This window comes from Streptomyces ruber (genome assembly GCF_014648075.1).
GTDB classification, from domain to species: domain Bacteria; phylum Actinomycetota; class Actinomycetes; order Streptomycetales; family Streptomycetaceae; genus Streptomyces; species Streptomyces ruber.
Window position 1 is genome coordinate 693,599 of sequence record NZ_BMQK01000001.1, and the last position, 25,913, is coordinate 719,511.

Below are 25,913 nucleotides of genomic sequence, written 5' to 3' on the forward strand. Positions count from 1 at the left end.
TGGGCACCACCGACAGAGCCGCCGGCCCCGAGTCCCGGGATGCGCGGCCGGGACGTGATCCACGACCGGCCGGACACGGCCCGTACGATGGTTCGCATGACTGCTCAGCCTGGCCGCCGTGTCCTCCTCGCCGCCCCGCGCGGTTACTGCGCGGGCGTCGACCGTGCCGTGATCGCCGTCGAGAAGGCCCTGGAGCAGTACGGGGCCCCGGTCTACGTCCGCCACGAGATCGTCCACAACAAATACGTCGTGCAGACCCTGGAGAAGAAGGGCGCGATCTTCGTCGAACGGACGGAGGAGGTGCCCCCGGGCAACATCGTCATGTTCTCCGCGCACGGTGTCGCCCCGACCGTCCACGAGGAGGCGAAGCGGGGCCGCCTCGCGACCATCGACGCCACCTGCCCGCTGGTCACCAAGGTCCACAAGGAAGCGATCCGCTACGCCAAGGACGACTTCGACATCCTCCTGATCGGGCACGAGGGCCACGAGGAGGTCATCGGCACCTCCGGCGAGGCCCCGGACCACATCCAGCTCGTCGACGGCCCCGAGGACGTCGCCAAGGTCGAGGTCCGCGACCCGTCCAAGGTCGTCTGGCTCTCCCAGACCACGCTCTCCGTCGACGAGACCATGGAGACGGTCGACGCGCTGAAGGAGAAGTTCCCGCAGCTCGTCTCCCCGCCCAGCGACGACATCTGCTACGCCACGCAGAACCGCCAGCTCGCCGTGAAGCAGATGGGCGCCGAGGCGGACCTGGTGATCGTGGTGGGGTCGCGCAACTCCTCCAACTCCAAGCGGCTCGTCGAGGTCGCCAAGCTCGCGGGCGCGCGCGACGCGCACCTGGTCGACTTCGCCGACGAGATCGACGAGGCCTGGCTGGAGAGCGTGACGACGGTCGGTGTCACCTCGGGCGCCTCCGTGCCGGAGATCCTCGTGGAGCAGGTCCTGGAGTGGCTGTCGCAGCGCGGCTTCGAGGACGTCGAGATCGTCAAGGCCGCCGAGGAGTCGATCATCTTCTCGCTGCCCAAGGAGCTCCGCCGCGACCTGCGCGAGGAGGCGGCGACGCTGGTGGCGGAGCGCACGGGCACGGGGCAGGGACAGGACACGACCGGCGCGTGACGCGCGCTCCGGCGCGTGGACCGCGGGACGGACCCCACACGGACCGGGTGCGGACCGGGTGCGGGCCGGGCATGACGGCCGCGCTCGCGTCCGCGCCGGTGCGCGTGTGCCGGAGTGAGTGCGCGGAGTGCGCGGAGTGCGCCGGCGCGGGAAGAGCGGCCGGCCGGGCGGGTGGTGTCCGGTCCGGCACCTCACGAGCAGCGGCTGTGCCCCGCGCCGGACTTCGCCGTCCGCCGTACGACGTAACGTGGGTCCATGCAGATCTTCGGCGTTGACATCGGCGGGTCCGGGATCAAGGGCGCCCCCGTGGACCTGGAACGGGGCGACCTCGCGGACGAGCGCTACAAGGCACTGACCCCGCATCCGGCCGCTCCGGAGGCGGTGGCCGACACCGTGAAGGAGGTCGTCGACCACTTCGGCTGGACGGGCCCGGTCGGCGTCACCTTCCCCGGCGTCGTCGCCGGCGGCACCACGATCCGCACGGCGGCCAACGTCGACAAGAACTGGATCGGGATCGACGCGCGCACCCTGCTCGGCGAGCGCCTGGGCGGCCTGCCGGTGACGGTGCTGAACGATGCCGACGCGGCGGGCGTGGCCGAGATGCGGTTCGGCGCCGGCCGGAACCGGCGGGGCACGGTCATCATGCTCACCTTCGGCACCGGCATCGGCAGCGCGCTGTTCATGGACGGTGCCCTCGTGCCGAACACGGAGCTGGGCCACCTGGAGCTGAACGGCCACGACGCGGAGAAGCGCGCGTCCAGCCGGGCCAGGGAGGACGAGGACCTGTCCTGGGAGCGCTGGGCGCGCCGCGTCTCGAAGTACCTGGCGCACGTGGAGATGCTCTTCTCGCCGGAGCTGTTCGTCATCGGCGGGGGCGTGAGCCGCAAGGCCCACAAGTTCCTGCCGCTGCTGGAGGGCGTCGAGGCGGAGATCGTCCCGGCGGAGCTGCAGAACAACGCGGGCATCGTGGGGGCGGCGATGCGGGCGGCGATGGGCTAGCGGCCCGCGCTCACGCGGTGCGGTGCCGTGGCCGCGGCGACCGGACCGGTTGCCGGGCGACCGGCCTGCGACGCGCCGGCCGCACCCTGCGTACGGTCGCGATCGCACCCGCGAGGAGCGTGCCGCCGTACAGCCAGCCCGCCGCCATGGCGAGCGCGGTGAGCAGACCCACCAGACGCCCCGTGAGCCCGTCGCCCCCCGCCACGGGGAGCAGTCCGACGGCGAACGCGATCGGTACGAGGACGGGCGCGGTGAGCATGTCGCCCCGCCGCACCCACAGCGCGGTCAGCACGCTGACGGGCAGGAACAGCACGCCGTACGCCACCAGCGACGCATCGAGCAACAGTTGGTCCACTCCGCCCAGCGCGAGCATCGACACACCGCAGAAGAGCGCCCCGCCGAGCCCCGTCAGCCTCGGGTTCGGCAGCCGCGGCAACCGCCGCAGCCGCCGCAGGACGCGGCCCGCGGAGGCCGGTGACTTCGGCGGCGCCGGGGCAGGGGCAGCGCGCCGGCCCGGGAGAGCGGCGACGGCTCCTCGCCCGCGTCCGCCGGCCGTCCGGCCCGGCGGACGCGCGGACCGCCCTGGCGGGGGTCTGTCCCGGCCCGCCTGCGACGGGACAGGAGCGCCATGGCGGCCATGGCGCTGTCCGTGCCCACCATGTCCGTGCCCGCCGTGCCCGCCGTGTCCGTGTCCGTGTCCGGGCTGAAGACGCGTCCTGTGCTGCTCCATCGGGCCAACATAAATCGTTTAATGTGCCGATTCGCCCCTCTGACACGCCGGACGGCAGAGCTTGACCCGGTGTTCGACAGGCCCGCCGGAGCGACAGCCCGCACGCCGTAGACTGGTGGATCGGCCCGCGCGTCATCCCTGTCGGCAGTGTGCAACGGAAGACCTGAGAGACCGGGGCCGGGGAACCGAAACCCAGTCCTCCACCATCCTCACGTACGGGAAGTCGCAACGTGTCGCTCACGATCGGAATCGTCGGTCTGCCCAACGTCGGCAAGTCGACCCTGTTCAACGCCCTGACCAAGAACGACGTGCTGGCGGCCAACTACCCGTTCGCCACGATCGAGCCGAACGTGGGCGTCGTGGGCGTCCCGGACCCCCGCCTGGAGAAGCTGGCTGAGATCTTCAGCTCGCAGCGCGTCCTCCCGGCGACCGTCGACTTCGTGGACATCGCGGGCATCGTGCGCGGCGCGTCGGAGGGCGAGGGCCTGGGCAACAAGTTCCTCGCCAACATCCGCGAGTCCGATGCGATCTGCCAGGTCATCCGCGCCTTCAAGGACGAGAACGTCGTCCACGTCGACGGCAAGGTCTCGCCGAAGGACGACATCGAGACGATCAACACCGAGCTGATCCTCGCCGACCTCCAGACCATCGAGAAGGTTCTCCCGCGCCTCCAGAAGGAGTCGCGGATCAAGAAGGACGTGGCGCCGAAGGTCAAGGCGGTCGAGGAGGCCAAGGAGATCCTGGAGAAGGGCGACACGCTCTTCGCCCACGGCATCGTCCAGGGCAGCGAGCGCAACGAGCTCCTGCACGACCTGCACCTCCTCACCACCAAGCCCTTCCTCTACGTCTTCAACGTCGACGAGGACGAACTGACCGACGAGGACTTCAAGAACGAGCAGCGCGCCCTGGTCGCCCCCGCCGAGGCGATCTTCCTCAACGCCAAGCTGGAGGCGGACCTCGCCGAACTGGAGGCGGACGAGGCCCTCGAACTCCTCCAGTCCGTCGGCCAGGACGAACCCGGCCTCGCGACCCTCGCCCGCGTCGGCTTCGACACCCTCGGCCTGCAGACCTACCTGACGGCCGGCCCCAAGGAATCCCGCGCCTGGACCATCAAGAAGGGCGCCACCGCCCCCGAGGCCGCCGGCGTCATCCACACCGACTTCCAGAAGGGCTTCATCAAGGCGGAGGTCATCTCCTTCGCCGACCTGGTGGAGACCGGCTCGGTCGCGGAGGCACGCGCCAAGGGCAAGGCGCGCATGGAGGGCAAGGACTATGTGATGCAGGACGGGGACGTGGTGGAGTTCCGGTTCAACGTGTGACCGTTCCGGCTTCCTGGCCTCGGTAACGAAGCTGCAGGTCAGGAAGCTTGTCGAGGCGTATGACTGCCGCGTTCGCGGAGTTCCCCCACACCGTTCGTGAGCCGGCGCACCGCAGCCGTTCGCATGTGTTCGCAGGACCGAGGCCTGGCATGGTCACCGGAAGCGGTGGGTGACGGCTCGGTCGCGGTGACGGCTGCTGGGTTCCAGCTGGCTCGTTCGGCGTGTGGTCATGTGCCGTGGTGGTGCGTGATTCCTGCTCCCCGGTCGGCCGGACGAGAGGGCAGTCCGACCCGGGGGTGCGTCGGCAACGTCTGCCGGAGACCCGCTCGCGGGTCAGACGGTGCGGATGACGGGAGCGGGCTTGACGTCCTGGGTGTCGACGAGTGCGCGGATGTCGTCCGGGTCGGAGGTCCAGACAATGGCGCCGAGGCCGGCCGCCATGACGGCGACGGTGGCGTCGACGATGTCGGCGGTGCCGGCCTTGCCGCAGAGGATGCCGGCGGCCTTGGCGGTTTCGAGGCCCACGGGCACGACGTGGCATCCTGCGAGGAACTTGCCGAGCCTGACCTGGCGGCGTGCGTCCCGCCAGGCCTGGCTGACGACGACGGAGGGAACGTGGATGTCCCGGCCGTCGTCGAGAGCCAGACTGTGGCGAGCCCACATGCGCCGGTCACCGTTGTCGATGGCGATCAGTGCACCGGCGTCGTACAGGTAGGGGATGTTCACGCTGCCGAGACTCCCGGGCTGCTGAGGTATTCGGCGTCGGCGGCGGCCATGTCGGCGCGCGCGGCGGCGAGCTCCTCCGGGGTGAAGGCGCCGTGTTCGGCCTGCCACTCCCGTATCACCGCCCGGCCGGCCCGCAGCCGCAGCTCCCGCTCGGCCGCTCCGGCGACGAGCCGGGAGAGCGGGATGCCCTCCTCCTCGGCGGCACCGGCCAGGGCCTCGACCAGGGATTCATCGAGGGTGATGGTCACCTTCTTGCTTGCCATGCAAACACCATAGCGCGGTATGGCGGCGGTGTGAGGGTAGGCAGTCGACATGAGGGGCAGCGGAAGGCGGCCTTCCATTCAGTGCGCCACGGCGGCGGTCCGGGCGGCGAGGAGGGCCGCGGCCGGGTCGGCGGTGGCGGGAGCGCAGGGCCACCACTCGGCGGCGGTGCCGCGGCCTTCGCGGACATAGGGGTGCCATCGGTGGTCGGGGCCGAGGCGGATCTGGATGCCTTCGACGTCGACGGTGAGGCGGTTGCGCCAGACGCGCAGGGGCGGGGTGCCGGCGGTCCCGTCCGCGGTGTCGGGAGAGGTCAGGGCGGTGCGGGCCGCGGCCATGGCCGCGGGGTCGGGGGTGAGGGAGGCGCGGGCGGTGGCGACGCCGGCCGGTCCGCTGTGGCGGTGGGCGCGGACCAGGCGGGCGAAGTCCAGCGGGGGCAGGCCGGCGGCGCGCACGAGGTGGTGGAAGCGGGCCTCGCCGATGCCGGAGGCGGCGAGACGTACGGCGTCCTCGACGGGCGTGGAGACGAGTGAGGCGGTGTGCCCGGCGGCGAGGCGGCGGGCGCGCCGGGCGGTGTCCTGGGTGAGTGTGCCGAGGTCGTCCAGGGTGAAGGAGGCGTCGGGTGGGGGCGTACTGGTGAGCGGGGGAGGGACCGCTTCGGGAGCGGCGGCGCCGGGTGGGTTCTCGGCCGGTTCGGATGCGGGCGGTGCGAAGGTGCCGTCCCAGGAGGTGAACGCCGCGCGGGCGGGCACGCCCCGGCTGCCGGGCGCGCTGCCGACCGGTGACGCGGCGCCGGTGAGGGCTCGGCGGCGGGTACGCAGCGCGGTGAGAACCGCGTCCTTGGTGCGGCCGCGCAGGGTGAGCAGCCAGAAGGGATCGGAGTCGAGATGGGCGGCGGTGGCGTAGCACAGGGCGGCGGCGTGCTTGCAGGGGTGGCCCCAGTCGGGGCAGGAGCACTCCGGGTCCAGTTCGCCCGGTTCGGGCAGCAGGGGTACGCCTGCGGCGCGGGCGTCGTCGACGAGGTCGGCGGGCATCTCGCCGTCGAGGAGGGCGGCGGTACGGCCGGCCCGGGCGGCGATGGTGTCGAGGAGGGTCTCCCACTGTGCGTCGGTGAGGACGCGGAGGCGGACCGTCGAGTCGTAGGGCCGGGGAGCGCTGCCCTCGACCTTGGCGCGCAGTGCTCCGGGGGCGGCGGTGACCGGGCCGACCATGCCCTTGCGGGCGTAGGTGCGGCCTCGGGAGAGACGTCCGGCGTCGAGGGTGGAGCCCTCCAGGGCGTCCACCCAGGCCCGGCCCCACCAGGTGGCGGCGAAGGCGCGCGTGCCACTGCGGGGGGCCTTGCGGGCGGGGGTCATGCCGTGAGCTCCTCGGTCGTGCGGGTCGTGCGGGTCGTACAGGTCGTGCGGGTCATGCGTCGAACTCCTTCGACAGCGCGACGAGTTCGGCGAGGTCGGTGTCGGACAGCTCGGTCAGGGCGGCCTCGCCGGAGGCGATGACCTGGTCCGCCAGGGCGCGCTTGGCGCCGAGCAGACGGGCGACCTTGTCCTCGACGGTGCCCTGGGTGGTGAGCCGGTGGACCTGCACGGGGCGGTCCTGGCCGATGCGGTGGGCGCGGTCGGTGGCCTGGTCCTCGACGGCGGGGTTCCACCACCGGTCGTAGTGGACCACGTGGGTGGCGCGGGTGAGGTTGAGGCCGGTACCGGCGGCCTTCAGGGAGAGCAGGAAGACGGGGAACTCGCCCCGCTGGAAGGCGGCGACCATCTCCTCGCGCCGCGGCACGGGCGTGGCGCCGTGGAGATAGCGGGCGCGGACACCGCGGTCGGCGAAGTGCTGTTCCAGCAGCCGCCCCATCTGTGTGTACTGGGTGAAGACCAGGGCGCCCTCCTCTTCGGCGACCACCGTGTCGAGGAGTTCGTCGAGGAGTTCGAGCTTGCCGGAGCGGCCGGGCAGCGGGCCGCTCTCCCGCAGGTAGTGGGCGGGGTGGTTGCAGATCTGTTTGAGCGCGGTGATGAGTCTGAGGACCTGGCCACGGCGGGCGATGCCGTCGGCCTCCTCGATGGCGGCCATGGCCTCGCGGACCTGCGCCTCGTACAGCGCGGCCTGTTCGCCGGTGAGGGTGACGGGGTGGTCGGTCTCGGTCTTGGCCGGGAGCTCCGGAGCGACGCCCGGGTCCGACTTGCGGCGGCGCAGCAGGAACGGGCGCGTGAGGCGGGTGAGCCGTGCGGCGGCCCGGTGGGCCGCCTCGGCGGCTTCCTCCTCGTCGTCCGTGCCGAGGGCGGCGCGTTCGACGGGCTTGGCGAAGCGGTCGCGGAAGGCGGACAGCGGGCCGAGCAGGCCGGGGGTCGTCCAGTCGAGCAGCGCCCACAGCTCGGAGAGGTTGTTCTCCACCGGGGTGCCGGTGAGGGCGACGCGGGCGCGGGCGGGCAGGGCCCGCAGCTCGCGGGCGGTGGTGGCGTACGGGTTCTTGACGTGCTGGGCCTCGTCGGCGGCGACGAGCGACCACTTCACGGCGGCGAGGTGAGCCCGGTCGCGGCGCAGCACCCCGTAGGTGACCAGGACGAGTTCGTCGTCGGCGAGGTGGTCGAGGGTGCGTTCGCCACCGTGGTAGCGGCGCACCGGCACGGCGGGGGTGAAACGGGCGGCCTCACGCTGCCAGTTGCCGAGCAGGGAGGCCGGGCAGACCACCAGGGTGGGGCCCGCGGTGTCCACCTGCTCCTGGCGGTGCAGGTGGAGGGCGAGCAGGGTGACCGTCTTGCCCAGGCCCATGTCGTCGGCGAGGATCCCGCCGAGGGACAGGCGGGTCATGTCCGCCAGCCAGGCCAGGCCGCGCCGCTGGTAGCCGCGCAGGGTGGCGGTCAGGCCCTCCGGAACCCGGACGGGAGCGCGGTCCTCCGGATCGCGCAGCCGGGCGACCAGCTCGCCGAAAGCGCCGGCCGCGTCCACCGGGACGCGCTCGCCGTCCTCCTCCAGCTCGCCGGTCAGAACCGCCTGCAGCGCGTCGAGCGGGGCGAGTTCGCGGGTGCGCCGCCGCTTCAGCCGGGCCACGAGCCCCGGATCGGCGACGACCCACTGATCACGCAGTTTGACCAGGGGGCGGCGGGCCTCGGCGAGCTGGTCGAGTTCCGCGTCGGTGAGCTTCTCGCCGCCCAGGGCGACCTGCCAGGAGAAGTCGAGCAGGGTGTCACGGCCCAGCAGGGTGTCCACGGTCGCGCCCGGCGCGGTGGCCGCGCCGATCTCCGCCCGCGTCTGAAGGGCCCTGACCAGCTCCCGCGGCCAGTGCACGTGCACGCCTGCCGCGCGCAGCGCGTCGGTGGCGTCGCCCAGCAGGTCCATGGTCTCCTCGTCGTCCAGCCGCAGCGCACTGGGGGCGGCCTCGGCGAGCAGGCGGGTCAGCGGCTGCCAGGCGCGGGCCGCGCGGCGCAGTGCGAGCAGGGTCTCGGCCTCCGCGTGCGGACCGAGCAGACGCTGCGCTCGACCGGGGTCGGCCCACAGCTCGGTGGCGTCCAGGACCAGGGACGGGTCGGCGGCGGTGCGCAGTTGCAGCGCCGCCCGGACGTCACGGCGCCGTCCGGCCGGGAGTTCGACCCGCAGTTCCACGCTCACCCGCGCGGCGCGCTCGGCCTCGACCTCGGCGGCCCACGCGGCCAGCCGCGGGTGCAGCGCGGTCGCCCGGTCGGCGTACGGGTTGCCGGGCATGGCCCAGCCGGTGGCCGGAGTGCGCGGCAGGGTGTCGGCGAGCGCGTCGCAGAACTCCCCGACCAGGGCGACCGGGTCGGCGATGAACGGCGTCCGGTCGCCGGTCCGTGGCGCGGGCAGGTTGTGGGCGTACGGGGGCAGGGCGGCGGCCAGCGCGTCCAGGTCCCGCTTGCCGCGTGCGCCGGGTGGCCCGAAGCGCCATGTGGTGTACGTGTCGGAGGTCAGCGCCGGGTACAGGCGCCCCTCGCCGAGCAGCTGCAGAGCGCGGCGGGCGACGGCCGCCCATCCGGCGAGCGAGGGATGGACCCCGGAGGCGGGCGGGTCGAGGAGGAGGGCGAGGATGTCGCCGCAGCCGAGTGCCCAGCCCTCCACGGTACGGGTACGCACTCCGCCGCCGTGGGGCAGGACCAGTGGCAGTCGGACCCGCTCCACTCCCTTGGGAGCGGCGGCCTGGGCGGGCACGCGGCGTGCGTCGGCGGAGGGCCGGTAGAGCACCAGGCGGCCGAACCGGGCCGGCTGCCCCGGATCGGCCGGGACGAACACGGCCGCCAGGCCGCCGGCCGCGAGTCGCTCGCGTGCCCAGGCCGTGGCAGCGGGATCGGCCAGTGGTACGGCGCCGGCGGCGGTGGTCTCCCGTACGAGTCGGCTCATGTGTCGTCCCCCGTCTCGGACTCGGTCACGAGTCGGCTCATGCGGCGTTCCCCGCGTCGACCGTTGCCGTGGACCGGCTCACCTGGTGCCTCCCGCCTTGTACGCGGCCTTCCGCAGCCGCTTGGCCAGGGACTTGTCGACCGGCCTGACGGCGTCGGCGAGCGCGCCGAGTACCTCGCCGGAGTGCGGATGACCGGCGCGCCACAGGTCGTCGGCGCGCTCGGTGATCTGGTCGAGCGGGCGTACGCCTTCTCCGGCACCGGTCAGCAGCCGCTCGCGCAGCGCCTGTTCACCGAGGCGCGCGACCGGCAGCGCGCCGTCCACCAGCATCCACTCCAGGCCCCACGCCGCGCCGTCCTCGGCGGGCTCCCCGATCCGGCGCAGCATCGAGGCCGCGGCGTGCGAGCAACCGGTGACCCGGGAGACGGCGGCCTTGCGCAGCACCGCCTTCGCCCGTCCGGGTTCGTCCGCCGCCAGCACGGCGGCCAGCACCCGCGGGGCCTGGAGGCGCCGCAGCGCGTCGGCCGGCTCCGTGCCGTCGCAGGCGTCCACCACCTGCACCGCCGCGTCCGTGGCGGAGCGCCCGGCCAGCCAGCCCGCGACCTCCGCGGCCGCGTCCGCCTCGGACGGGTAGGAGGTGAGCGCGGCCAGCAGCTCGCGGGCGTCCGCCCGGGCGAGCGAGCCGATCACCGGCGCCGGGACGCCCGCCCGGACCAGCAGCACACGCAGGCCCGAGCGACCCAGTGGGGTGAGCCGGAGACGTTCGGCCGGCAGCAGTCCGCCTGGGCCGTCGGCCGGCGGGGCGGGAACACCGTCGTCCACCGGATCCTCGTCGCCCTCGAACTCGGCGGCGCCGAACAGCTCCAGCGTTTCGGCGGTGTAGTCGTACTGCTCGGTCAGAAGCAGCGACACCAGCTCCCGGGCCGGGCCCTCCGCCAGCCCTTCCAAGCCGTCCGCGAGGTGACCGGCGACGTCCAGCCACTTACCGTCCGGCAGCCCGTACGCGTGCAGCAGCATGAGGAAGACCAGCGGCGGGGCCTCGTCGACCAGCTCCCGCAGTGCGGCCAAGGGGTCGTCCAGTACGGGGACGGAGAGGGAGAACTCGACCGCCGCGCCCGCCACCGTCTCCTGCCAGGCGGCGAGCAGGGCCGTGTCGTCCTCCTTGTCGGGCAGCGCGTCGCCGGCGTACGCGCGCTTGCCGTCCACCTCCACGAACCCGCAGTTCAGCGCCCACTCCCAGGGCAGGTCCAGCAGCTCCATGCCGCCCGCGCTGCGTATCCTCGCCAGCCGGGCCGCCCGGTCCCGCGGGTCGCCCCAGTCGTCCGGGGCGATGCGCCACAGCTCGGCCTCCTCGATCGCCTGCCGGGCCGGCTCCGGCCGCAGAACACCCGTCGAGGTCAGCTCCCTCCCGTCCGCGCACCAGTGCCCCAGCCGCACCGCGGCCATGAAGACGGGGACGCCGCGTACCGCGTGGGCCAGCTCCGCGTCGCCGGGCAGCCGAACGGCGGGCAGCCTCAGGCCCGTGGCCTCGAACAGGCCGGACAGCGATTCCTCCCCGGCCGGCCCGTCGCCGGAGTCGCCGGTCGTCGGGTGGAGCTCGCCGCACTCGCAGCGGTACGTCCCCGGCGGCACCGGCCGCCCGCGCCTTCCGTCGCGTCCACCGCGCCCCGCGCCCGTCGTCCGCCGCAGCCGGGTTCCGGCGAGTGCCCGGCCGATCCCGGCGGGGTCGAAGGCGGCCGGGTCGAAGCCCTCCTCGTACAGGCAGGCCAGTACCGCGTCGTGCGGACCGGCGTACTCCTTCTCCTCCTCACCCCCACCGCCGTGCCGGACGACGGTGGGGCGCGGTCGCTCACCGGCCTCGTACCGGCCGAGCAGCTCGGCCAGCGCCCACACGCCGCCGAGGTCCTCGGCGGGCGGCATGGCCCGCCGCCCGCCCGTGCAGAGCGCGAGCCCGCCCTCGCCCGGCCCGGCGGGACGCACCGCCTCCACCGTGATCCGGTGCAGCCAGTCGTCGCCGAAGTCGTAGGTGTAGTCCATACGGGCGCCGGCGTGCGGCAGGACGTCCGCGAGAGCGGTCTCCTCCTCGTCGAGCGCCGGGACACCGACGCTTTCGCCGGGTGGGGCGTACCGCTCGCCCCGGCGGTCCTCGAAGACGTGCAGGTGTGCGTCGTGCCAGCCGAACGCCGACTGGATCACGTCGTGCAGCGAGCCCAGCGTGAGATCCGAGGGCACCACCAGACGGCGCCAGACCGGCGGTTCCACCCCCGCCAGCTGCACCTTGAGCTGGTGGACGGAAGAGTTGCGCTCGGCGGAGCCATGCTGGACGTTCATGGGCGGAGAGCTTCCCGATCGTCGGCGGCACACGCGCCGGGGAACATCGGAGCCCGCCGCGTACGCCAAGGGCTGACCCGCCCATTCTGGCAGCCGCGGGCCACCCGTCCGGGCGCCTGGCGGAAACCACTCGGCGCGCTCGCGCGTGCGCCACACCGTGAGGGCGAGTCCGCCGCGACGTCGGCACCGGACCGCGAACGGCATGCTGCGGCTGCTTCCTGGCGCCCATGCTGGATCCCCGCTGGTTCGGTGGGCCGCGAGCCGCGTTCGGGCGGGTGACGGTTCCGTGGCCGTCATCCCGGTTCAGCGTATAGATCATTCGAACGGAAGGCCCCGGCTTGCGCTTCTGCAGGTCAGGGGGCCTTTCCCGTTCGAAGGTGGTGGCGTTCCGCAGGTACGTCGAGTGCGGAGTGTCCGGGAGAGATGGTCCTGTCGTCGCACGTCGGTGCGGTGCGTGGCAATGGTGGGATCCGGCTTGGGTTTCCGGTCGCAGGGTCGGCGCTGGTCGGACCCGACGGTGTGTCGGTCGGCCGGAGGCAGGGGGCGGCGGGCAGTGGACAACATGAGATCTACACGTCCCGGTCCGTGCTGACGGGGGACGTCGAGTGGTGGTCGAGGGAGACTGGGGACAGGCCCTGGCCCTCACCGCAGGTCGTGGCGGTCGAGGCGTTGGATGAGCCCGGGGCGGTGTCGGTTGGCCTCGCGCAGGCGGGTCAGGCGCCGGCGGAAGTCGGTGTGCCGTCCGGTGGTGGCGCAGGCGTCACGCAGGTCGGCGAGGAGAGTGACGGCCTGATCGTGGGCGCTGGGCTTCCTGGTGGCGAGGTGTGCCTCGATCTGCTGCCAGACGGAGTCGGCGTCGTCCGCGAGGGCAGCCAGGTGCCGGGCACGGGCCGCGGCCCGGTCGGCTTCGGCGCGCTGTCGGCGGTCCGTGCGCAGGGCGTGCGCGGCGTCCAGGAGGTCGGCGGCCGAGCGGCGTCCGGGGGCCGTGGCGGGTGCGGCGGTGTTGCTCAGGCGGTGCAGCAGTTCAGCGCGCAACCCGGGTTCCGGGCCGAGGGCGAGCCGCAGCAGCAAGGCGTCCTTGTCCTTCTGGGGCAGTGCTGCGATCAGCGGGACGAGTTCCTTCTTCGTGTGCTTGGTCGGCTTCTCGGGTGCGGCGGGGCTGGACTGGGCCGCGACGGCCAGCAGGTCCTCGTCCACGCGCAGGAAATCGGCGAGCGCGCGCTGTGAGGCGGTCAGTTCGCCGAGCCCGGCCGGGACGGGCGGCTCTGGGCAGGCCTGGTACTCCTGCTCTTCGTCGTCCTCGAGTTCCCAGGCCGTGAGCGCGGAGAGCCAGGCGAGGTAGAGGGGGCGCAGGTCGCCGGTGGCGAGTTCGTCGCGTACGCCGATGAGGGCGGCCAGTGAGTCGTCGGCGCCCTCGATCCAGTCGCCTTCCTGGTCCTCGCTGGTCAGGTCGAGCAGGAGGTGGGTGCGGGTGGTCCAGGCGTCGACGTGGGGGTCGAGGAAGTAGGGCTGCACGGTGGGCAGACTCAGGGTTTGCTTGGGCAGGCGGAGCATCAGCCGGTGGGTGCCCCAGTTGGTGACGTAGAGGTGGGCGTCGAAGTAGCGCTCGGTCATGCGGCGCGGATCGCCCTTCAGGTCACCCCACTCGTAGGTGTTGATGAAGCTGGTGGCGGTGATCCGGGCCCGGGTGGAGATGGCTCGCAGCTGCGCCTGTTCCTCGTGGCTGAGCGGCCGGTCGAGTGCCTGGAACTCGTAGTACTGGTACTCGCTCACAGGGCGGACCCTATCGCCGCTGCGGTCGGTCACACGCATGATGCGGCGAACGGTGCGCTTCGGCAGCCTATGGGCCCCAGTGGCGGTAGGCATGGATCCACTTGGTGCCTTGGGGTGCCGGGACCGGCAACGAAAGGTCGAGGATGCCGATGGCCTGCCGGTGCCCGCCTCGCGCACAGATCGCCACGATCCCGCTGCCGGGCAGCAGGTCGACCTTCTCCACGGTGGCCTCGACACCGAGGATCACGGTCTTGAACGGGACGGCCAGATGCTCTGAGAGCATCGTGAACAGGCCCGTGAGCTGCTCCTCGCTGCCATAGGCGTCCACAGTGGCCTGCTCGACCAGCTCGTCGAGGTCTGCGTCACTCAGCTGCCCGCGCACAGGAACACGGTACTGGCCGGGTCTGTGGCTCAGGGCCTTCCTCGGTCGACTACTCCGCTGCTCCGCTACTCAGCGACGGGACGAGGCTGTGGAAGTCCAAGGTGACCGCGAACGGTACTGGGCGTCGCATGGTGCCGCGGAAGATGCCCACGGGTGCGTAGACAGAGGTCGGCCGGTCCAGTTCGTAGACGTGGACGACGGGCGATCCCTCCTCGTCCTCGACGCGCCAGTAGTGGGGGATGCCGGTTTCGGCGTACTTGCGGAGCTTCACTGCGGTCGCGGTGGGCGGTCTCGGGAAAGACGACCTCGACGTCGAGCTGCACCTGCTCCGGCGCGTACCAGGTGCGGTCCGGGTCGTAGGAGGCGGTCGTCACCAGGAGGTCCGGTTCCGGGCGGTTGCGTGCGTCGAGGCGGATGGTCATCTCTCGCTCGACTTCGAAGCCCTCCGGGGCCTGCGCCATCAGTGTGGTGGTCAGGCCGGTCACGACGCGGCCGTGCCACGACCTCTGCGGCGACATCATGAAGACGAGCGCTCCGTCGATCAGCTCGGTGTGGCGGGGCGCCTCGGGAAGGCGGTCCAGGTCCTCCGCGAACCATCCTTCCGGGCGCGGCGGCCGCATCCAGTCGGGCAGGGCGGTCATGGCACCACCGTGGCAACCTGGGCCGGTTCGAGCCGCGAGTTCCTTGACGAGCCGTCTCTCAGCGTGAAGCGGGCCACGTCCTGGTCACTGTGACGAGCCTCGCGTGCGTCGTGTCGATGTGCGGCCGGACGGCGAATTCGCCGTAACGCTGAGGAAGAGGAGGGGGAAACGACCTCGTGGGTGTTGCCCCGGGAACCGTTGACGTTGACGAAGGGCCTTCTGATGGTGGGGTTTCCCTGCTGGATCCGCGCTGGTCCGGGAGCGATGCGCAGAACGCCACTGGGCCGGAATGACCGCGCCCGTCCGCACGTGTTCGCGCCGCAGCACGGAGCGGCGTGGCACGGCCGCCGGAAGCGGTGAGGGATGTCCCGTCGTGGTGACGGTGGCCGGATCCGTGCGGGAGAGCCGGGCCCGGCGCTCAGACGGTGCCGATGACGGGAGCGGGCTTGGCGTCCTGGGCGTCGACGAGCGCGCGGATGTCGTCCGGGTCGGAGGTTCAGATGATGGCGCCGAGGTCGGCTGCCATGACAGCGACGGTGGCGTCGACGATGTCGGCGGTGCCGGCCTTGCCGCAGAGGATGCCGGCGGCCTTGCAGGTTTCGAGACCCACGGGCACGACGCGGCCTCCGGCGAGGAACTTGCCGAGTCCGACCCGGCGGCGGGAGTTCCGCCAGGCCTGGCTGTCCGTGCCGTCGTGTTTCCTGAGTCCGGCGAGGAGCACCCCGTCGACGTAAGAGTGAGCGCGCCTTACCACGAGTCAGTGGCCGAAGGGAGTTGCTCCGCATCGAGTCGATGTACATGAACGTGCAGCCCGTCGGCACTCCGTCATCCCAACGCCGCGCTGTAACTGGTGCTCACGCCACTATGGTCCCTCCTCCATAGTTGTGCTGGAGGATCTGACTCTTCCCGGACGTGTACGTCTCCCGCTCGGAGACGGGTTGGAAGGCACTGTCGCTGCCAACGCCAGCGATAATCGAACGCAGTACCCGTGCAGCGTCGGGGTCCTCTTCTATCAGGGCTTCCAGCCGACCCTGCCAGCGAATGGCGACCACTTCGCCAGTCGAAGCGCCTTCGGTGACGATCTGGCGGGACTCCTCGAGTGAGTTGATCACCTGCTTGACGCGTGCCCGGTCCCTGCGGCCGAGTAGTTCGGCAAGGCTGTCCCGTACGGCCTGCCAGGCTGTGGACGCCATCGCGGAGACCAGTACCCGGCCGGCAGCGGATGCGAGAGCTACTTCAACCGGGCCCATGACTGCCGGTCCCTTGAACGAGGTTCGACTTCACCGATCCGACTCCTTCGACATGTTGGCGATCTTCTGTGCGAGGGGATGTCCGGCGCCCAGCACCTTCTCCAGGTCGCCGAGAATCGCCCTGGCCATCTCCCGCGCGCCGTCGTGCCGGCCGGCCGACTCCCGGGCGCTGATGAGCGCGGCCGCGCAGCGCAGAGTGTCCGGATGCGTGTCCCCCATCGACGTGCGGCGTTGTGCCCAAGCCGCTTCGAGCAAGGGCAGCGCATCCTGCGACCGGCCCAGCTCGAGGTTGACTGCGGCCAGGTTCTCCATGGAGGCCAGTGTCGCGGGATGTTGCACTCCGAGTATCTGTTTGCGCAGTTGATAGACGGCCTTTTCGAGGTGGAGGGCCTCTTCGTGACGTCCGGATCCGTAGTAACAGGACGCAAGATTCCCCTCGGACAGGAGCGTGTCCGGGTGTTGCGATCCCAATGACTGCCGTCTGGTCGTCACGATCGATTCGTGCAGACGGATGGCGTCCTGCCATCTCTTCTGTGCCGCCAGCACCGCGGCCAGGTTGTTCAGCGAGGCAAGGGTGACCGGATGGTCCTCGCCCAGCAGTTGCTGCCGGGCCATCACGAGCCACTGCAACCCGTCCGCGGCTCGTTTCTCATCTCCCAGTTCCCAGTCGCAGAGTGCCGAGATATGGCGGGCGGCCAGACTGTCCTCGTGAAGATCTCCGAGCAGAGCATCGAAGCGTTTGGCCACCCGCTCCGTTAGATCCTTGGCCGTAAGCGGATTGCCTGTGGACAACTGGAACCAGCACAAACGCAGAAGCAGTTCCCTGAAACCGACATCCGTCGGCCACTTGACGCTCGTGGCGAGTGGCATCAGCGTCCGGTATTTCGGCCAGCATTCCGGCCGACTCGGATCACCGGGGTCGTTGGCCACCAGCATCCGCACCAGTTCCCCGGAAAAAGCCTGTTGTTCCTCGACACTCATGTCCGAACGCACCACCGCGGCCAGAACGGGGTGAGTCCTCAACAGACCGTTGCTGCTTTCAGCGAGGCCCTCCCGAGTCAATGCGTCCAGGGTCGCGTCGAGCTTTCCGTCATCGTCTGCGACGGTGCGAAGTGGGCGCGCGAAGGTTTCGGGGGCCGCGCGAACGAGCTTTATCGGGACCGGGTTCGGCGACACCAGTGAGAGGAGACTGAGCAGATGTCGGGCCGCCGGGTCGCGCTGCTGCAGCCGTTTCAGCTCCTGCGTCACCCGGAGCATGAGCGACTGGCCGGAATCGCCGGTCGAGCGCAGCAGGACCTGATCCATCTGGTGGTCGAGAAGGGCCAGGTAGTCGCTCACGCTGGCCCCCTGTCGGCTCAGGTGACCGGCCGCGACGTGGAGTGCGAGGGGCAGGTTGCCGAATCTCGAGGCGATCCTCGCGGCGTCCCTCGGCGTGACGTCCGGCAGAAGTCGTTGCAGCAGGGCGATCGCGTCCTGAGCCGGCAGCACCTGCACGGACAGCGAGTGCACGTTCGGAGGTACGGAGTGGCTCCGCGAAATTGTGATCACGTGACACGGGAAGGGCGGCTTGACGGGCGGGGTGTCGGTCTCGTCGACGCCGTCCACGATGATGAGCAGTCGCGGGCTGCCGGCGGGGTGGCGGTCCCCGGCGGAAGACGTGCCCGGCTCGTTCTCCACGGGCAGGAGAGACGTGACTCCTTCCACCTGTCGGTTGACTTCGACCATGTCGGTGGGACCGGTGTACCAGGCGATGTCGTAATTCCCCCGGTACCGGTAGGCGTACTCAAGAGCCAGCGCGGTCTTGCCGACCCCCGCCATGCCGCTCAGCGCGACAGTCACGTGCAGATCTCGGAATCGCCGCCAGAGGAGGAGGAGCTCACGGTCCCTTCCCACGAAGTCCTGTGCCCGCTTGGGCATTCTCCATACAGTGGGACGGGCATGGGGATACCTGACCAGGCGACGAGTTGTCTGTGCAGCGGGCGACGAGCTGTCCGCTCGGCTGCCCATGACCGCTTCCAGCGCATCGATGAGCCGCGTTCTGGCCTCATCCTCCTCCAGGCCCGCGAGATCGATCGCCACTTTGTCCGACAGCAGTGCGGAGGTGTCGAACTCGCATAGCTTGACGGGAATGATCCGCTTCAGAGCTTCCTCGGCCTCCACTATCCCTGCGAAGGACATCTCGTACTTCAGGCTTCGGTCGGCCTCAAGATAGTGCGGTGAGACGAGCACCAGAAGCCTGGCATTGCGCTGAAGTATCGACCGCCACACAAGGGCCCAGTTCGTTCCTGTAGCCGTATTCGTCTCCAGGAACACCCTCACGCCTGCAGCGGTCAGCTCTGCCGAGATCCACTCCGCCCAGTCACGGTCCTCGGAGGCGTAGCTGAGGTAGAAGTCGTATTCCGACTGTCGGTCGGGCCGGGACCGGTACTCCTGCCTGAGACGACGCCGAGTCGGTTCCTCCATGGCCACGCATCCTGTGACAGCGCCTTGTGTGAGATGTTCGGTAAGTCGTTCGCAGGCAGCGAGAACTGTGTCTTCCTGATGCGGCCGGTCTCCGATCGGGGCGAGCATCTCCTCGTACGCGTAGAAGCTCTTGTAGGGAACTTCGACATCTCCCCAATATGAGTCCGGCTCGGTCGAGGGATTGTGCCGGAGGGGTCTCTCGAAGCACCATCGTGCGTAGTCACGGCTTTCCTCGAGCCTGTCGGTCTCCCCGCTCTCGACGCGCATGGGCACGGGCAGGATACGGAGGGACGCTCCTTCCTGGCGCTGGCGCACCACGGACTCCGTCACCGACGCGCACCCGGAGATGCTCTGGTTGTTCATGGTGAAACACGCGACCAGCGTGTCCGGCATCTGGACGGTGCAGATGCCGGAGGTGTCGCTGAGCCCGGTCCTGCTGTCGATCAGAACGTAGTCGTAGGACTGGCGCATCCGGGCCTTCATCGATTCGATGAAGGCTCCCCCACCGAGCCGGTTGTAGAAGGCGTGCCAGTCGAAGCCATTGACCCGTGCGCCGAATGACTTGTTCTGCCTTCCGGCACCGAGGAGGTCGATGTTCCCCCGGCTGGGGAAATCCCACCGCAGGGACACAGCGTGACGTAACACGTCAGCATACGGTTCGTGCCAGTCCGGGGACTTGTCGCCCCGCGGGTCCAGTGTGGCAAAGGAGAAGTCCCAGAAGATGTCAAGGATTCCGGACGTGGCCTTCAGTTCCTTGTCGATGAGAAAAGGGTGGAAGTAGTGGTGCAGTCCGGGAGATTCCAGATCCCAGTCCACCGCGAGCACTGACCGGCCGTTGCTGGCGAGTATCCATGCCACGTTGGCCAAGGCCATCGTCCGGCCGGTGCCTCCTTTGTAGGAGTAGAAGGTGACGATCTCACCAGGTCCAGTGCCGTCCATGGGCCTACTCCGCTCCAGGTCCGTCGAGGTAGGGGCGTTGGACGAAGGCGTAGCCGGTGAGCCCCCGGGCCGGAGTGAACTCGCTGAAGACCAGCCTGGAGAGTTCGACGAGGACCTGCCGGACGCCGTCCTTGAAGGACGCTACGGTCTCCAGCGAGTGGCGGAAGGTGGGCATCTGGAATTTGGTGTGCCGGTTGAGGAGGGTCACCACCTCGGCGTGCAGGAGCTCGGCGTTGACTCTCGACTCGTCGTCCGCCACGCTCCGTGGGACCACCACGCCCACATTTACGGACAGTGTCCTGTCGTAGTCCCGAAGGGCTTTGCGACGACTTTCCATCTTTGTCGTCCAGGGATCCAGGATGATGATGGCGAGCTGATTTTCCGCCTCGGCGGTGTCGAGGAGTTCGAGTACTTCGTCATCGAATGGCCGGGGGTACGGGAGCAGGTTCATCTCACGTGCGACGTCGATCGCGTAGCCAACCACGGGATCCGGGGCATCCGGTTTGTACGGGGCCCAGTCGTCGGCTTGGTCGCCGTAGCACGAAGTGTCCTTCCGTACGGTCCCTATCTCCTTGCGAGTACTCGCTGCCACAGTCAGCGTGACATGTCTGGGGCCGGACGGCTCCGGATCGGAATCGTACGGAGCGGTGGGCTCGGGGGCACGCCTGTCGGTGTTCGGGGCGAGGAAGGCGTTGACCAGCGAGTCGATGTTTTCGGACACCTCATAGCGGGGGAGACGGCTGGCCTCGATCAGCTCCGTGACGCGCCTGCCGAGAGCGATTACGAATTCCGGGTAATCCACGTGGTACTTCTTTTTCAGTTGTACCATCTGGCGGAGCCCGCGCTCGGCGTACACTCTGCCCAATGCCGGGTCATGCGCCCATATGTCTGATGCCACTTTCGGGATCGCGGCGGCACCCTCCAGTCGGCATTTCTCCCACATGACGGGGATGATGAACTGGGGTGATTCCGAGCACGGCGTACTCTCGATGTGCATCCGTTGACGCTCGGCGAAGACCCACCACTCCTTGCCGCAGAAGTCGTTCGCGAAGTATCTGGGGGAAATCATGGCGAGGAAAACCTTGCAACTTCCCAAGGCGTCGGTCAATTCTTTGCGCCATTCTGTCGCCACGCGCATGCCCATGTACTGGTACCCGATGTCGTCGGCGGCCAATGTGGTGGTGTGTCGAATCTCATTGCACAGGTCCCCGAAGAAGTCCGTCACCAGATATGCATCGTTGTCCTCCCCGCAATAGCTGAGAAATATCTCGACCACGATGTCCCCCTGTCCCCACGCGTGCTTCCACGGTGATGAACACATGTCGCGCCTTCGTGATCTCATCGTCCCAGATCGCGGTCCGAGTGTCTCCCATTAGCCGACGACGGGGCGGCGCAATACGGCATTTTTGCTTCTGGCGACGTCGCTGACCGGCGCTGTGGGCTGCCGGAACCTCGTACGCACCCCTCTTCCCAGTCGCGCAGTTGTGCGGCTGTGTCAAGCATGACTAGCAAAGGCTCTCCCGTGAGTGGACGGGTGATGAGACGCCCGAAGCGTGGATGACCTTCCTGGCCGCCGGGGATCATGTGTTGAGGCGTCCGGCAGTGATCGGACGACGTCCGTCCCGTTGTGCCGACCGATGGCGGATCCGCGTCGGTACGTAACGGCGAAAGGACCGGATCGGTTCTTTCTCTTCCTTCCGGTCCGTTCGCCATGCTGATGGCATGAGCGAGACCGGGGAATCCTTGTGGAACACAGCCGTCGGGCCCTCCGACTACTCGGAGACGAATGATCGGTATCAGCAGGCGATACTTGAGCAGTACAAGCTTTGTGTGGAGATGGCCGACAGAGTCAGTTCTCGACGCGCTTTGACCAACACGTTCTTCCTCTCGTTCAACAGCGCGGTCGTGGCCGTGATCGCGGCGGTTTCGAGTCGGTCGTTGGCGGAGATGCCGCTCGTGCTGCTCCTGGCCGGATTGCTCATCCTGCTCGCCCAGTGCGCCGCGTGGTTCGTCATCGTGCGCTCCTACCGGCAACTCAACTCCGCGAAGTACACGGTGATCGGAGGGCTCGAGGACAGGCTGCCGGCGTACGCGTACTCACGTGCGGAGTGGAGGGCACTGGGTGAGGGGCGTGACTGGCGGAGGTACCTGCCCCTGACCCATGCCGAACAGTGGGTACCGATCATTTTCGCCGTGTCGTACATCGTGGGTTGCGGTGCCGTCGCGACCGCATGAGGCTGGCGTCGATGTTCGGTCGGCGAAGCCGTTCACGTCGGCACGACCACGACAGAGGGGCAACGACTCGGCGTGGCGTGCCTCGGACGGGATGTTGCCCGTGCGGCGTGGAGCGGACGTGGCCCGGCGTTGGGAGGGAGGTGTGCGGTAGAGTCCGCGGTCCGCTGTTGATCCGGGAGGGGTGCGCGACCGTGACGATCCTCGCGGTGACCGGGCACATGAACCTGACCGAGGACAGTATCCCTCTGGTGCGCGCGGCTCTGGACGAACTGCTCGAGCGCTATACGGGCGACGGCGAACTCGTTGGTGTCTCCTGTGTCGCCAAGGGGGCGGACTCCCTTTTCGCCGAGGCCGTCCTCGCCGCCGGCGGACGCCTGGTCGCCGTCATCCCCTGCCTCGAATACCGCGGGAACCATGTCGACGCCGACCACGTGACCATGTTCGAGCACCTCGTCGACGCCGCCGACGAAGTGCTCGTGCTCCCGTACGGGACGGCCGACAGACAGGCGTTCGAGGCAGCCAACGCCGTACTGCTGGAACGTGCCGACCGGCTCGTCGCAGTGTGGAACGGCGAAGCTCCGAGCGGCAAGGGCGGAGGAACCGCCGATGTGGTCTTCGCGGCTCGGGAGGCCGGCATCCCCGTCGACTTGGTGTGGCCGGAGGGAGCCGACCGCAGCTGAGCGGCTCGGCGGAACCGGGGACTCCCAGTGGGTCATCGAGTGCCAGTGAATGCGCAGCCGGACAGCCCCCGCCGTGAAACGGGAGAAGCCCCGTGCCCTCGCCCCGGCTCCCTACCGCTCGGCCCCAGATCCCGCAGTCGGCAAGACGTTCCTTCGTGCCGCTGCCGGTGGTGGCCGGCTGTGACGTGCTCCAAGGCCGCCGACGCCGCACTCGCTGCGGGCCCGGCCGGCTCACTTGCCGGTGCCGACCGGATCGACCCTGATGCCGTCGGAGGCGGAGCCGTCGGAGACGGGCACGTTGATGTCGACGGGCAGGGAATGGGAGTGGGTCTCGTCGGGCGGGGTGACCACGAGGGTGGTGTAGGTGACCCCGGAACCGCCGGAGGTGTTCGGCGGGTAGTACAGCTGGAAGTTGGTCTCCCCGCCGGGCTCGATGGTGACCAGCGGCGCGGCGCGGTCGCTGCGGGCAGCGCTGACGGTGCCGTCCTTGCCCTTGAGGTCGACGCCGGGGAAGCCCTGGAGGGCGCAGTCGGCGGAGCCGTTGTTCTTGAGGCTGACGACGATGACGCCCTCGCCCATCCCGTGCGTCTGGCGGAAGCCGAGCCGGGAGGTCTTGCAGGTGCCGGTCGCGGCGGGGGTGGCTGCATGTGCGCCGGAGGAGCCGGAGGAGCCGGAGGAGCCGGAGGAGGCCGAGGCGGCCGGGGCCTCGGACCTGGCGGAGCCGTCCGTGCTCGCGGTGGTTCCCGCGGTGCTCGCGCCCGTGTCCGCGCTCGCGCCGCTGTCCCCGGCGCCCTGGGAAGAGGCCGAGGCGTTCGCGCTCGCCGAGGTGCCGTCGCCGCTCTGGCAGGCGGTGAGGGAGAGGCCGGCCGTGAGGGCCAGGGCCAGGGCCGGGAGGTTGCGGATGCGCATGATGTCCCCTCCTTGTCGGGGAGTGAGCCCACCGGGGACGGGGACTCACGCAGCGGTCGAGACGTCCGACTCGGCGAGTGCCTAATGTGTGGCAGTTACAAACACCCGTCCGCCATGCCTGTCTTCATCCCTGCCCCGCACAACGGCACCACAGCCGTACGCTGCCCGAGCGTTTCCTCCCGTACGGCCGCCCACGCCACCGCCCCGGTGGTCTCCACGTACAGGCCGCGGGAGGCCAGGTCGCGCTGCGCGTGCCGGATCCGGTCGTCCGTGACCGTGAGGAAGGTGCCGCCGGACTCCCGCACCGCCCGCAGGATCTGCCGGGCCCTCGGCGGGCGGGGGATCGCGATGCCCTCGGCCAGGGTGGGGGCCGTCGCCGGCGGGGCCGCTCCGGGCAGGTCGTCCGCGCCCTCGGCCCAGGCGTGGGCGAGGGGTGCGACCGGGGCCGCCTGCACCGCGTACAGGGCGGGCCGCCGGTCGATCAGGCCGGCCGTGTGCAGTTCGGCCACCGCCAGCGCGGCGCCCAGCAGCAGCGTGCCGTTGCCCACGGGAAGGACGAGGATGTCGGGGAGGCGGCCGCCGAGGTCCTCCCACAGCTCGTGGACGTAGGTCTTCGTACCGTGCAGGAAGTACGGGTTGTGCACGTGGGACGCGTAGAAGACGCCCTCCGCGACGGCCGCCTCCCGGGCCGCCCGCGCCGCCGCCTCGCGGTCGCCGTCCACCACGTGCGGCCGCGCGCCGTGCGCCGCGATCTGCTCCAGCTTCTTCGGCGAGGTGCCGGAGGGGACGTACACCGTGCAGGGCAGCGCGGCCCGTGCGCAGTACGCGGCGACGGCCGTGCCCGCGTTGCCGCTGCTGTCGGCGATCACCTGCCGGGGCCGCAGCCGCAGCGCCAGCTCGGCCAGCATCACCGCGCCCCGGTCCTTGAACGACAGTGTCGGCGTCAGGAAGTCCAGTTTGGCCGAGACGCCGTCCGCCAGTTCCACGAGCGGGGTGCGGCCCTCGCCCAGGGAGACCGTGGGGGCCGGCAGCGGCAGGCACTCCGCGTACCGCCAGAGCGAGTTGACCCGTCCGGCGAGCGACTTCAGCGGGGCGGGCGTGGGGGCGAAGTCGAGGTCCAGCGGGCCCCGGCAGGCGGGGCACCACCCGGCGAGCGAGTCCGAGGGGACGCGTGTTCCGTCGACGGGGCAGAAACAGTCCGGCAGAGGCTTCATGGGCGCAGCGTAGTTGCGGATCCGGGCGTTTCGTGGCGGTGTGTCACGTTCCCCGCGACGGGTGTCCGCGCGTCGCCGGGCGGTCGTCCCGTGTGCGCCGCCCGCCCGCGTCCCGTCCCCGTTCGTCCCGCGCTTAACATTCGCCCAAGTCGTACATCAGTTCCCGTATCCGGCATCCCGTAACGCCGACGAACGAGAGGCAACGGCACCCGTGGCCATACCCCCGCCCCCAGGGCCCCGACAGCCCCAGGGCCCGTACCCGCCGCCCTTCCCGCAGGGCCCGGTGCCGCCGCCTTCCGGTCCCCTTCCGCCGCCTCCTCCGGGGGCGGCACAGCCGTACCCTCATCCGCCGCACCCCCACCAGCCCTGGCCGCCGGGCTACGGCGGTCCGCACGGCTCGCGCCCGCCCGTCAACGGCCTCGCCATCGCCGCGCTCGTGCTCGGCCTCCTGTGCTTCCTGCCGTTCGTCGGGCTGGTCCTCGGGATCGTCGCGCTCGCGCAGATCCGGAGGAGGGGCGAGCGCGGCAGAGGCATGGCGGTCAGCGGGATCGCGCTGTCCGCCGCCGGCACCCTCCTGCTGGTGGCGGCCTTGGCGACGGGCGGGGCCCGGTCCTTCTGGGAGGGGTTCGAGGAGGCGGCGCGCGCGGACGGCGGCACCTTCTCGGTCGACGTGGGCGAGTGCTTCGACGCGCCGGGCGGCTCCCTGGAGGGGTACACGTACGACGTCGACACGGTGCCGTGCGAGGGGAAGCACGACGGCGAGGTGTTCGCCGTCTTCGACCTGCCGGGCGGCGACTGGCCCGGCGACGACGAGGTCGGAGAGGCTGCCGCCGGCCAGTGCTACGTACTGGCGGACGCGTACATCATGGACTCCTGGGCCTGGCCGTCCGACGTGGACGTGTACTACTTCCAGCCCACGCGGCAGAGTTGGGGACTCGGCGACCGCGAGATCAGCTGTGTGTTCGGCAGCACGGACGCGGGGAAGAACCTGACGGGCTCGCTGCGCGCCGACGGGACGACGCTGGACGCGGACCAGCTGGCGTACCTGGAGGCGGACGCCGTGCTGTACGAGGCCCTGTTGCGCGAGCCCGCGGACCACCCCGTCGACGAGGCGCTGGAGGACTACAAGGACTGGGCGTCGGAGGTCGACGCGGCCATCGGCGAGCAGATCGGGATGTTGCGCGGGCACGACTGGCCCACGGACCTCGCCGGTCCGGTGGCCGGTCATGTGCAGGCCCTGGAGAGCGCCCGCGCTGAGTGGGCGAGGGCGGCGCTGGCGACCGACGCCGACACCTACTACGAGCACTACGACGCGGGCTTCTCGCTCTTCGAGGGCGCCAGGACGGTCACCGCGCGCGAGGCTCTGGGCCTCGCCGCGACACCGCCTGTGTACGCGGACGAGTCCTCCGAGGGCTACGGCGCGGGGGACGACGGAGCGGGCGGCCTCGGTACGGAGGTGTGACGGGGACGGCGGCGGGGAGAAAGCGCCTGGGTATGCCTCCGCCCGGCATATGTCATCACATCGAGTGATTGTCTGGCCTCTGCTTGCACGGCACAACCCATGGTTGCCACGCTGTTGCTGTCTGTACAAGTTGATG

20 protein-coding genes and 1 pseudogene are annotated in these 25,913 nt (G+C 70.4%); 6 read left to right on the forward strand and 15 right to left on the reverse strand.

Going from position 1 to position 25,913, the window contains the following annotated elements:
* Positions 1–87 precede the first annotated feature (87 nt).
* Positions 88–1,116, forward strand: coding sequence for a 4-hydroxy-3-methylbut-2-enyl diphosphate reductase (locus IEZ04_RS03280; RefSeq protein ID WP_189215044.1), 1,029 nt, complete (start codon positions 88–90; stop codon positions 1,114–1,116).
* Positions 1,117–1,371: 255 nt separating this feature from the next.
* A complete protein-coding gene (gene ppgK / locus IEZ04_RS03285; RefSeq protein WP_189215045.1) occupies positions 1,372–2,115 on the forward strand; it encodes a polyphosphate--glucose phosphotransferase in 744 nt (247 codons plus the stop codon).
* A 10-nt stretch (positions 2,116–2,125) separates the two neighbouring features.
* On the opposite strand, the gene IEZ04_RS35750 is transcribed toward ppgK, so the two are convergent.
* On the reverse strand, positions 2,126–2,551 hold the full coding sequence (locus IEZ04_RS35750; protein WP_308429766.1) for a DUF6542 domain-containing protein: 426 nt from the start codon (positions 2,549–2,551) through the stop codon (positions 2,126–2,128).
* A 524-nt stretch (positions 2,552–3,075) separates the two neighbouring features.
* Between IEZ04_RS35750 and ychF the strand changes: the two genes are divergently transcribed.
* Positions 3,076–4,164, forward strand: coding sequence for a redox-regulated ATPase YchF (ychF, locus tag IEZ04_RS03295; protein ID WP_189215046.1), 1,089 nt, complete (start codon positions 3,076–3,078; stop codon positions 4,162–4,164).
* 333 nt (positions 4,165–4,497) lie between these two features.
* Here the strand turns inward: ychF and IEZ04_RS03300 are convergent, their stop codons facing one another.
* The 12 genes and pseudogenes from IEZ04_RS03300 to IEZ04_RS03355 all read right to left on the reverse strand — a co-directional run bounded on the left by IEZ04_RS03300 (position 4,498) and on the right by IEZ04_RS03355 (position 20,553).
* On the reverse strand, positions 4,498–4,890 hold the full coding sequence (locus tag IEZ04_RS03300; RefSeq protein WP_189215047.1) for a PIN domain-containing protein: 393 nt from the start codon (positions 4,888–4,890) through the stop codon (positions 4,498–4,500).
* A complete protein-coding gene (locus IEZ04_RS03305; protein ID WP_189215048.1) occupies positions 4,887–5,153 on the reverse strand; it encodes a hypothetical protein in 267 nt (88 codons plus the stop codon). Before IEZ04_RS03305 ends, IEZ04_RS03300 begins: the two co-directional genes overlap by 4 nt.
* Positions 5,154–5,231: 78 nt before the next feature.
* Positions 5,232–6,506: an SWIM zinc finger family protein gene (locus IEZ04_RS03310; RefSeq protein ID WP_189215049.1), complete on the reverse strand. Its 1,275-nt coding sequence runs from the start codon at positions 6,504–6,506 to the stop codon at positions 5,232–5,234.
* A 52-nt stretch (positions 6,507–6,558) separates the two neighbouring features.
* Positions 6,559–9,498: an SCO1167/SCO6262 family helicase gene (locus IEZ04_RS03315; RefSeq protein WP_189215050.1), complete on the reverse strand. Its 2,940-nt coding sequence runs from the start codon at positions 9,496–9,498 to the stop codon at positions 6,559–6,561.
* Between the two features lie 78 nt (positions 9,499–9,576).
* Positions 9,577–11,829 carry a plasmid pRiA4b ORF-3 family protein gene (locus IEZ04_RS03320; protein ID WP_189215051.1) on the reverse strand — a complete coding sequence of 751 codons (2,253 nt, stop codon included), beginning with the start codon at positions 11,827–11,829 and terminating at the stop codon, positions 9,577–9,579.
* A 642-nt stretch (positions 11,830–12,471) separates the two neighbouring features.
* On the reverse strand, positions 12,472–13,602 hold the full coding sequence (locus IEZ04_RS03325) for a hypothetical protein (RefSeq protein WP_189215052.1): 1,131 nt from the start codon (positions 13,600–13,602) through the stop codon (positions 12,472–12,474).
* A 67-nt stretch (positions 13,603–13,669) separates the two neighbouring features.
* On the reverse strand, positions 13,670–13,984 hold the full coding sequence (locus IEZ04_RS03330; RefSeq protein ID WP_229820809.1) for a calcium-binding protein: 315 nt from the start codon (positions 13,982–13,984) through the stop codon (positions 13,670–13,672).
* A gap of 49 nt (positions 13,985–14,033) precedes the next feature.
* Positions 14,034–14,625: pseudogene (locus IEZ04_RS03335) on the reverse strand (Uma2 family endonuclease).
* 496 nt (positions 14,626–15,121) lie between these two features.
* The gene (locus tag IEZ04_RS03340) at positions 15,122–15,346 is read right to left on the reverse strand and encodes a hypothetical protein (RefSeq protein ID WP_229820810.1); all 225 of its coding nucleotides are present in this window, start codon (positions 15,344–15,346) and stop codon (positions 15,122–15,124) included.
* A gap of 133 nt (positions 15,347–15,479) precedes the next feature.
* On the reverse strand, positions 15,480–15,818 hold the full coding sequence (locus IEZ04_RS03345; protein WP_189215053.1) for a hypothetical protein: 339 nt from the start codon (positions 15,816–15,818) through the stop codon (positions 15,480–15,482).
* Positions 15,819–15,905: 87 nt separating this feature from the next.
* Positions 15,906–19,277: an FxSxx-COOH system tetratricopeptide repeat protein gene (gene fxsT, locus IEZ04_RS03350; RefSeq protein WP_189215054.1), complete on the reverse strand. Its 3,372-nt coding sequence runs from the start codon at positions 19,275–19,277 to the stop codon at positions 15,906–15,908.
* A 4-nt stretch (positions 19,278–19,281) separates the two neighbouring features.
* Positions 19,282–20,553: a TIR-like protein FxsC gene (locus IEZ04_RS03355; RefSeq protein WP_189215055.1), complete on the reverse strand. Its 1,272-nt coding sequence runs from the start codon at positions 20,551–20,553 to the stop codon at positions 19,282–19,284.
* A gap of 446 nt (positions 20,554–20,999) precedes the next feature.
* On the opposite strand from IEZ04_RS03355, the gene IEZ04_RS03360 reads away from it, so the two are divergent.
* Entirely contained in the window at positions 21,000–21,512 is a 513-nt protein-coding gene (locus IEZ04_RS03360; RefSeq protein ID WP_189215056.1) for a RipA family octameric membrane protein, read from the forward strand.
* A 191-nt stretch (positions 21,513–21,703) separates the two neighbouring features.
* Entirely contained in the window at positions 21,704–22,192 is a 489-nt protein-coding gene (locus tag IEZ04_RS03365; protein WP_189215390.1) for a hypothetical protein, read from the forward strand.
* Positions 22,193–22,423: 231 nt separating this feature from the next.
* Here IEZ04_RS03365 and IEZ04_RS03370 read toward each other — a convergent pair whose 3' ends face one another.
* Positions 22,424–23,101, reverse strand: a complete 678-nt coding sequence (locus IEZ04_RS03370; RefSeq protein ID WP_189215057.1) for a DUF4232 domain-containing protein — start codon at positions 23,099–23,101, stop codon at positions 22,424–22,426.
* A gap of 95 nt (positions 23,102–23,196) precedes the next feature.
* Positions 23,197–24,315, reverse strand: a complete 1,119-nt coding sequence (locus IEZ04_RS03375) for a pyridoxal-phosphate dependent enzyme (RefSeq protein WP_189215058.1) — start codon at positions 24,313–24,315, stop codon at positions 23,197–23,199.
* A 283-nt stretch (positions 24,316–24,598) separates the two neighbouring features.
* Between IEZ04_RS03375 and IEZ04_RS03380 the strand changes: the two genes are divergently transcribed.
* Positions 24,599–25,777, forward strand: coding sequence for a DUF4190 domain-containing protein (locus IEZ04_RS03380; protein WP_308429769.1), 1,179 nt, complete (start codon positions 24,599–24,601; stop codon positions 25,775–25,777).
* Positions 25,778–25,913 lie beyond the last annotated feature (136 nt).